Origin of the sequence: Devosia insulae DS-56 (assembly GCF_000970465.2) — a bacterium.
Taxonomy (GTDB): Bacteria; Pseudomonadota; Alphaproteobacteria; order Rhizobiales; family Devosiaceae; genus Devosia_A; species Devosia_A insulae.
Map to the genome: position 1 here is coordinate 1 of NZ_LAJE02000242.1, position 8738 is coordinate 8738.

9 protein-coding genes are annotated in these 8738 nt (G+C 65.6%); 1 reads left to right on the top strand and 8 read right to left on the bottom strand.

The window, feature by feature from the left end:
- The 7 genes from VW23_RS17290 to VW23_RS17320 form a co-directional block, all read right to left on the bottom strand.
- Nucleotides 1-370: hypothetical protein (locus tag VW23_RS17290; RefSeq protein WP_201788067.1), on the bottom strand; the 370-nt coding region annotated here is incomplete at its 3' end.
- A 6-nt stretch (nt 371-376) separates the two neighbouring features.
- The gene (locus VW23_RS17295; RefSeq protein WP_069910794.1) at nt 377-1501 is read right to left on the bottom strand and encodes a mandelate racemase/muconate lactonizing enzyme family protein; all 1125 of its coding nucleotides are present in this window, start codon (nt 1499-1501) and stop codon (nt 377-379) included.
- Nucleotides 1498-2031: a VOC family protein gene (locus VW23_RS17300; RefSeq protein ID WP_069910795.1), complete on the bottom strand. Its 534-nt coding sequence runs from the start codon at nt 2029-2031 to the stop codon at nt 1498-1500. Before VW23_RS17300 ends, VW23_RS17295 begins: the two co-directional genes overlap by 4 nt.
- Before the next feature lie 10 nt (nt 2032-2041).
- Nucleotides 2042-3298 (bottom strand): Gfo/Idh/MocA family protein, encoded by a 1257-nt coding sequence (locus VW23_RS17305; RefSeq protein ID WP_084646266.1) that lies wholly within the window; start codon nt 3296-3298, stop codon nt 2042-2044.
- A 4-nt stretch (nt 3299-3302) separates the two neighbouring features.
- The gene (locus VW23_RS17310) at nt 3303-4136 is read right to left on the bottom strand and encodes a carbohydrate ABC transporter permease (RefSeq protein ID WP_069910797.1); all 834 of its coding nucleotides are present in this window, start codon (nt 4134-4136) and stop codon (nt 3303-3305) included.
- Nucleotides 4133-5083, bottom strand: a complete 951-nt coding sequence (locus tag VW23_RS17315) for a carbohydrate ABC transporter permease (RefSeq protein ID WP_069910798.1) — start codon at nt 5081-5083, stop codon at nt 4133-4135. The genes VW23_RS17310 and VW23_RS17315 overlap by 4 nt, the downstream gene beginning before the upstream one ends.
- Nucleotides 5084-5249: 166 nt before the next feature.
- A complete protein-coding gene (locus tag VW23_RS17320) occupies nt 5250-6599 on the bottom strand; it encodes an ABC transporter substrate-binding protein (RefSeq protein WP_069910799.1) in 1350 nt (449 codons plus the stop codon).
- A gap of 459 nt (nt 6600-7058) precedes the next feature.
- On the opposite strand from VW23_RS17320, the gene VW23_RS17325 reads away from it, so the two are divergent.
- Nucleotides 7059-7379: a nuclear transport factor 2 family protein gene (locus tag VW23_RS17325; RefSeq protein WP_069910800.1), complete on the top strand. Its 321-nt coding sequence runs from the start codon at nt 7059-7061 to the stop codon at nt 7377-7379.
- Nucleotides 7380-7533: 154 nt separating this feature from the next.
- Here VW23_RS17325 and VW23_RS17330 read toward each other — a convergent pair whose 3' ends face one another.
- On the bottom strand, nt 7534-8697 hold the full coding sequence (locus VW23_RS17330; protein WP_069910801.1) for a serine hydrolase domain-containing protein: 1164 nt from the start codon (nt 8695-8697) through the stop codon (nt 7534-7536).
- Nucleotides 8698-8738: the final 41 nt, after the last annotated feature.

Consider the following 8738-nt stretch of genomic DNA (forward strand, 5'->3'; position numbering starts at 1 on the left):
CCCCGGGCCTCGCAGGAGCGGAACCGTCCGTCATTGGCGCCGACAGAGTGGGTAGAGCCTGTGATCCGCAGCGTCCGGCCGCCATGCGCAACCGCTCGACCGCACCCGGCGTGTGATACTCGGGCGACCAGGCACAATCGACATCGGCGAACTGGTGCAGGCGCTTGGGGTAGCGGCGCACCGCCGCCGCCCCATAGGCGTTGTTGTCGGGGTTCTTCTCGATCCGCGCCGAGACGATCACAGCCTCGGCGACGCCGTTCTGATCCATCTCGTGGATCAGGTGCTCGACCGAGCCCTTGGTGGCCTCGTCGGGCACCTCTGGCTCGTACGGCCAGCGCGCCCAGGCGTGAGTGTGGCTGTCGACGATCACGGGCGCCTACCGGAATGCCACCGAGCCATCGGTCTTCAGCGAAGTCGGCGGCACCTTGTTGATGACAGGGATGGTCTTCAGCCCCTCGTGGTCGAGCTCGACGCCGAGGCCGGGGGTCTCGTTGGGCAGCCAATGGCCGTTGATGACCGGGACGATCGCCTTCACCGCTTTGGTCCAGGGCGCGCGGTCCTGCAGCATGTGCTCGGTCACTTCCCAGTTCGGCACCGCAAAGCCGAGCTGCACCTGCGCCGCCGTCGCCACCGGGCCCGAGGGCACGGCGTGCGGGATGATGCCCTGGTGATGCGCTTCGGCCAGCGCGCAGATCTTGCGGGTCTGAGTGATGCCGCCGGCAATGCCGACATCGGGGCGGATATGATGCACCCCGCCATGCTCGACATACTCGCGGAATTCCCAGATCGAGGTGTTGCGCTCGCCCGCCGCCATCGGCACGCGCGACTTCTGCGACACCTCGCCGAAGCTCAACACACTGTCGGGCGGAATCGGGTCTTCGACGAACAGCGGCCGGAACTGCTCGAACTCGCGGATCGCCGCGATGGATTCGCCCAGCGCCATGTTGCGATGCAGCTCGATGCCGATCTCGACATCCCAGCCGACCACCTCGCGGATCAGCGCCAGGCGCTCGACCATGTCCTTCACCTTGGCGCCGAACGCCATCAGGTGGTGCTCGGGCTGGTAGACCATCACCTTGAGGGCGGTATAGCCGTCCTCGACCGCCGCCTTGCAGCTCGCCGCGACTTCCTCGGCCGTGCCATAGGGGATCACCAGCATGGCGCGCACCCTGTCGCGCACCCGGCCACCCAGCAGGTCCCAGACCGGCGCCTGGTAATGTTTGCCCTTGATATCCCACAGCGCCTGGTCGATCGCCGAGATGGCGCCGCCAATGGCCATGCCGCGCATCGAGTAGGCCCGATAGAGGCTGAGATTGTGGTACTCGATGCGCAACGGATCTTCGCCGATCAGCCGCTCGCCAAAGCCCTTGGCCACCGATGCCGTCGCCTCGGGAAAGCCGAAGAAGGTGGATTCGCCCACGCCTTTCAGCCCGCTATCCGTCGTCACTTCGACGAACATCCAGTTATGCGCGACGTAGGTATCGATACGCTCGATCTTCACTTTGCTTCCTCGGGGTAGACGAATAGCGGTGTGCGGCGGGTGGCCGGTGGACTGATCAACTCGAGCACGAGGCCGTTGAGCTTTGGAGAGGTGAAATAGACGAAGGCGCCGCTGCCATCGCCGCCAAAGCCCCGGGCCGATTGAAGCCGGGTGAAGCCGGCGGCTTCGAGCTCGGCAACCGCCTCGGCATGGTTCTCCATCACATGGATACCGATATGGTTGAGCCCTTCTCCGGAGCTCGCCAGCTGATCGGAAAAAAACGACGGGCCGGTGGTGGGCTCGACCAGCTCGAACTGCACGCCATCCTTCCAGGCGAGCGCGTGCTTCAAGCCGAACCGGGCCGGCGCACCCTTGTAGGTCATGTCCTTCAGAATCTCCGGCGTATATTCCCACGCCGTCCAGGGTCCGATGCGCAGCAGGTCCCACCACTGCCGGGTCGCGGCCTCGAGGTCGCGCACCACGAAGGCGATCTGCTTGGGGCCGAGCTTCTGGACGATCAGCGGGATGGCGGCGAAAGCTGCATCAGTCATGGCGTTTCCCTCAGGCCGCGTTCGACTTGGGCAACAGCCCGAGATCGGCGTCAATCTCATCCTGGTAGGTCGAGACGGCGCTGCTCAGCACCTCGTCCATGCTCACCGCCCGGCCGGCAATGCCGCTCTCATAGGCAGCGAGCACCGAGGCGACGGCAGTGAGACCGCCCTCGCCATCCACTTCCGGCGGCCGGCCTTCCATGATGGCGGCGGCGAAATCGTGGATCTCGATGGCGAGCAGGCCCGAGTCCGTTTCGGCCCAATCGAGTTCGTAGGACACGCCGCCATAGAGCGTTTGGGTCAGCTCATCGAGGGCAAAACCGACCTTGTCGGCCAGCGCCTGCCCGCTGAGGTCGCCCTCGGCGGTGTGGAGGATCGGCGCCTTGCCGGTGCGGTCGTTGAAGATTTCGAGCGAGCCGCGCTGGCCGTGCACGGTGCGCTGGTTGTAGCCTTTGCCCGGCCCCGAGGCGACGAACGCCATCTGCACCATGAGGCCCGACTGCATGGTGAAGGTCGCGGTGAACGAGTCCTCGCCGGTGGCGGTGATCTGCTCGGGGATTTCGAGGAAGCGCTTCAGGTACGCCTCGGTCTGCATCTCCGGCTTTTCCTGCCGGCGGCGGATCGGCTCGGCGATGAAGCCCTTGCCGAACGCCGCCTCGAACGGCCCGAAATAGTACTGCACGATGTCGGTGAGGTGCGCCCCCATGTCGAGCCCGATGGCGCCCTTGTCCTTGAAGTGCCGCCACGGCGTGATGATGATCCGGTCATTGCCGCCGATCATCGTCTGCACCATCAGGTGGATCGGACCCAGCACGCCGGAATCGATCACCGCCTTGGCCAGTCGATTGGTCGGATCGCGCCGATAGTTCTCGGCCGTCGCCAGCACCGCGCCGCCGGCCTTCGCCGCATCGATCAGCGCCTGGCAGGAGCGCACGGTCAGCGCCAGCGGTTTTTCGCAGAGCACGTGCTTGCCGGCCCGCAATGCCGGCAGCACCACCGAGAGGTGGCTGAACGCCTCGGTCACCACATCGAACGCCGCGATCTCCGGGTCGGCCACCGCATCGTCTATGGCGAGGTGAATCTTCGGCCGGTAGCCGAGCAGCTTTTCGGCCTCGCCGGCCACCCGCTCGGCATTATCCTGCCGCACGTCGCACACCGCGACGAGGCGAACATTGCTGAGGCCCGAGCGCTGCAGCCGGGCAAAGCCCTGCACATGCCGGCTTCCCATGCCGCCACAGCCGACGAGGCAGATCGAAATCGTAGTCACTGGTCTATTCCTTGATCGCGCCGCCGAGGCCGTTGATGAAGTAGCGCTGGCAGAAGATGAAGAAGATGATGATGGGCAGGGTGGACAATAGCACCGCCATCATCGCGACGTTCGGGGGCGTTTGCGAGAAGGATTGGCCCAGCCCCGCGAGGGCGAGCGGCAGGGTGCGCATGTCCTTTTCGGTCGTCGAGATCAGCGGCCAGGCGTACATGTTCCAGGCGGTCAGCACGGTCACGGCTGTATAGGCGGCGATGGGCGGACCCGAGAGCGGCAGCACGATGTTGAGGAAGATCTGACCCCAGTTGGCGCCGTCGATCTTCGCGGCATCGAGGATCTCGTTGGGCATCGAGATGTAGAACTGCCGGAAGATGAACACGCCGAAGCTGGTCTGGGCGATGATCGGGACGCAGAGCCCCATGAAGGTGTCGATCCAGTTGAGGTTGCGCACCAGGATAAAAGTGGGGATCAGCGCGACCTGGCCTGGCACGAACATGGTGAGGATAAACAGAGTGAGCAGGGGACCCCGGCCCACGAAGCGCATCTTGGCGAGCGCGAAGCCGGTCATCACCACGAGCGTCAGCTGCACGATGGTGATGATGGCAGTGAAGATCACGGAGTTGACGATGGCGCTTGGGTCAAGGAAGCCGAGCGCGGCCTCGATGTTCTCGAAATGCCACTCCTTCGGCCACCAGGTGGGTGGGTAGGCGACTACCTCGCGGCTAGATTTGAAGGAGTTGATGATCATCCAGTAGAAGGGCGCCGCCATCAGCAGGCCGAAGAAGATCACCGCCGAGACGTGGAGGCGGCGGCGCCACGGGTGTCCGACGCTGGTGCTCATACCGGGTCTCCATTGGTCGAGCGCCGGCGCGGCGGATTGAAGACCAGCGCCAGGATGGTGACGATGACGAAGAGCACGGTCGAGAGTGCCGAGGCATAGCCGAGCCGCAACTGGGCGAACGCGAGGTCGTAGATGTAGACGGCGAGGATGTCGGTCGAGTTGAGCGGGCCGCCCTTGGTCATCACGAAAGCGATGTCGAAGCTGTCGAAGATGATGCCGCGCAACGTCAGCACCAGGATGAGCAGGGTCACCGGCATGACGTTGGGCCAGATGACGTGGCGGAGCTTGGCCCACGGGCCGGCCCCGTCGATCTCGGCGGCTTCGAGCAGTTGCGGGTTAATCTGCTGCAGCGCAGCGAGATAGAGAATGACGCCGAGCGGCAGGCGCAGCCAGACGATCACCAGCGACAGCGCCGGCATGGCCCATGTGGTGTCCTGCAGCCAGTTCGGGCCAGAAATGCCGAAGACGCCGAGCAACTGGGCGATGGGGCCGACGCGCGGATCGTAGATGAAGCGCCAGAGCACCGCCGAAGCGACCAGTGAAATGACGATGGGAAGCAGGTACATCGTGCGGAACACGGTGTAGCCGGGGAAGTTGGTGTTGATCAGCACCGCGAGCAGGAACGACAGGAGCACTGTCGGAACAACGCCGAGGAAGACGAGGTAGACGGTCTTCCACACCGAGTTCACGGCGCGCGCATCCTTGAGGATGTCGAGGTAGTTGGCGAGGCCAACGAAGCGGGGCTCGCCGATCAGGTTCCAGTCGAACAGGCTCAGGCCGAGACCCCAGATGATGGGGATGATCATGAACGTAGTGAACAGGACCAGGTTCGGCCCGACGAACAGGGCGGCCCAGAACGGGCTATCGGTGCGGCTGTTCGTTTTGCGGCGCGATGCGGTTCGCGAAATCGGCGCCATGCCAGCCTCGGCGGTGTCGGTCTTGCTCAAAGGCGTGGATCCCGTTGCGGAAAGGGAGAACCGGCTGCGGGAGGACACAGCCGGTTCACTGGAGCGTTCTCAGGAAAAGTTGTGAGACTTTTCCACCTCGAGAGCGCGACCAACTAGAAGACTGCCGCCGCCGCTGAAGGAGTGCGGCGGCATGTCTTGTCGGTGATCAGCCGCCAGCGGCCAGAACGCGGGCCATGGCTTCGTTGATCACCGCCTCGGCTGCCTTCAGCGCGTCGGCCACCGGTACGTTGTTGAGGGTCACCGCTTCTTCGGCCTTGGTGAGCTCGGTATCGACCACGGCCTGTACGTCGGCCGGGATCGAAGTCGGGTTCATGGCGCCGTACTGGATCGACTCGGCGAAGACGCGGTTGTCGTACGGAGGTCCGGGCAGCGCGGTCCAGATCGGGCTCTCGTACAGAGCCTCGACCGGCGGCACGGTGCCGTAGCCGGCCGCGAGGATCTTCATGCCGCCATCCTCGGAGTAGAACCAGTTGAGGTAGTCGTAGCAGAGGTCTTTGTTGTTGGCCTGGCCCGACGTCGTGATGGACTGGGCGATGGAGCCCATCCCGGTCTTGCGGACGCCGTTGATCTTGGGCTCGAGCGCCACGTCCCAGTCGTCGGTGGTGACGGAGCGGATCAGCGGGGTGAGGGCACGGACCGACTGCAACATCGACACGGTGCCGGCACCGAAGGCCTGGAAACCGCCGCCGAGCTGGGTCTGCTGCGGCGTGGAGGCGATGACGCCCGCCTTCACTTGGTCCCAGTACATGGTGAAGACCTTGATCGCGGCTTCGGTCTGCAGCTTGTACATGTTGTTTTCGTCGAGCAGCGTGTCGCCGAAGGCTTCGATGCCCGGAACGTAGGTCGCGTGCCACGGCACCGAGGCAGCGAGGCCGTAGCGAGTGGTGGTGGTGCCGCTCTTCTGGGTCAGCTGCGTCGCGACCTCGATCTGCTTCTCGAAGGTCCAGTCATCGTTCGGGTAGGGGATGCCGGCGTCGTCGAAGTGCTTCTTGTTATAGTAGAGCACCACGGTATCGGCGCCGATCGGCAGGCCGAAAATGCCGTCCTTGTTCGGGCCCGACGTGACCAGATACTGGTCGAGGAATGGCTTGGCCAGCGAGGTCATGCCGATGGGACCGCCGGAGGTCAGGAACGGCCGCATGTCGGCGGTGACTTCCGCGTTGGCCAACTGCGTCGCCAGAATGTCCGCCAGGTAGGTGATGTCGGGCAGCTTGTTGGCGAGACGGCGCGACAGCAGGGTCTGGCGTATGCCCTGGTAGTCGCCGGGGAGGAGCGAGTAGTCGATCTTCACACCGGGACGGGCAGCCTCATAGGCGGCGAACACCGGCTTGATGCCGGTTTCGGCCCAGTCGAGGACGGCGATGGACAGCGTGCCGCTGGTCGGCTGCGCCATGGCGAAATGGCTGCCCGCGGCAAGCGCGAACGGCGACGCCGCAAGGCCTGCGAGAACCGTACGCCGGCTGGGCGTGAACTGCGTTAGGGTGGTCTTGGACACGTTGCTTTCCTCCCAAGGAACACGAGCGCTTCATCGCCTCCCGGGCATCGGGAGGCGTGATGATCGGTCGGGGACAAGCGAGGGCGTCGTGCTCGGCGTCTTGTGCGCCGTCGTTCACTATGCTGAACGCCTATCCATAGGCTGAACGATGACACGGGGAGCGATCCCCGGTCAAGCGGCACGCTGGGACTCGCCGTTGCGCAAAAAGTCGTAGGGATTCGGAACCGACGGTCGGTCGGTTATGGGTGTGGTGCGAGGCCGGCGCGCTTGGCGCCCCTCACCCTGACCCTCTCCCCCCGGGGGCGCTATCGCGCTCCCCTAGGAGGGGCGAGGGGACGATGGGGGCGCCGACCGTGCCACACCGCCCCCTCGCCCCTCTGGAGAGGGCTGGGGTGAGGGGCGCCAAGCGCACGGAGAATGCGGTAAGCTTGCGTCTGGCCTACCCACCGGAGCGCACCTATGAGCACCACCCCGCCGGTCATCCAGCGCTTCATCGCTGCCACCAATGCGGGCGACACCGCCGCCTTCCTCGAAGCCTTCACCCCCGACGCCTTCCTCAGCGACTGGGGCCGCGACTTCACCGGCCGCGCCGGCATCGCCAGCTGGAACGAGACCGACAATATCGGCGTGCAGTCGAAGTTCCGGCTGCTCGAGGTCGAACCCAATGGGGCTGACGCGTACCGGGTGCGGCTGGCGGTCAGCGGCAATGGCTACAACGGCGACGGCACAATGGCGTTTACGCTCACCGGTGGGCGGATTTCACGGTTGGTGATCAGTTAGGGCTGGCGTGCTTGGCTGCCCCTCACCCTAACCCTCTCCCCAGAGGGGCGAGGGGACGCACTTTGCACGGGCAGTGCCACAACGCCCCCTCGCCCCTCTGGGGAGAGGGCGGGGGTGAGGGGCGCCAAGCACACCGGGCTCAGCCGACCGGCCCCTACCTCACAATCTCATACAACCGCTTCAGCACATGCCGGGACCTGAGATCCTCCGGGTCCCCCCGCATCTGGTTCATCGTATAGCTGAACCCCACCTGCTCGGTCGGCCAGCCCGCATGGATCGAGCCGCCGGCCCCTGAATGCCCGAACGCATCCGGTGCCGGGCCGAACCGGCCCTGCGGCGTCTGCAGCGCCCAACCCACACCGAACGCCATGGCTTCGGCGATATAGGGATCCATGAACCGGCTCTGCTCGGCCCGCCCCAGGGCGACCGTCTCGGGCTTCAAAATCTCAACCCCGTCAATGCTGCCGCCCTGCGCCATCGCGCCATAATAGCGCGCCATGGCCCGCGCCGTGGCGATGCCGCCGGCCCCGCTGATCTCGGCTGCGTGGTAGGCGCGAGTATTCCAGGGGAGCTCCTCGGGGAACAGCGGCGGGTTACCCCAGATCGAATGAAACACCGGGTCGGCCCGCTGTTCGGCCCCGAACGCCTCGTCATAGGCCAGCATCCCCGGCCCCAGTTCGATCCGCCCCACTCGCGGCTCCAGCGCCTCGGGCAGCCCGATATAGGCCTCGAGCCCCAGCGGGGTGGCAATCTCCTCGGCGAAGAACCGCCCCAGCGTCCGCCCGTCGATCCGCCGCACCAAAGCGCCGACCAGCCAGCCGATGGTCACCGCGTGGTAGCAGTGGAAGGCGTTGGGATCGGAGGCCAAAGGCTGCGCCGCCAGCAGCGTTTCCATCCGTTCGTAATCGGTGTAGTCGGCGGCGCTCAGCGGCGTCGCAATCCCCGGCAGCCCGGCGGCATGCGAGGTGACATGCCGCACCAGCACCCGGGCTTTGCCGTTTTGCGCGAACTCCGGCCAGTAGCGCGCCACCGGCGCGTTCAAATCGAGCTGCCCCCGCTCCACCAGCTTCAAGACGCACCCGGCGAACAGCCCCTTGGTGCCTGAATAGATCACCTGCAGCGTATCGGCCTGCCATGGCCGCCCCGGCGCGGCCATGCCGCCCCAGAGGTCGACGACGAGCCTCCCGCGATGCACCGCAGCGAACGCCGCCCCGACATCGCCGCGTACCGTGAAATTCCGCGCAAACTCCTCAGCCACCGCCTCGAAGCCCGGCGCGACCTGCCCCTGAACCGGAGCCGATTGCGATTGGTAGTTCATTGGCTCCTCCGCCTAACACACCGTCGGTGGCTCCCCACCCC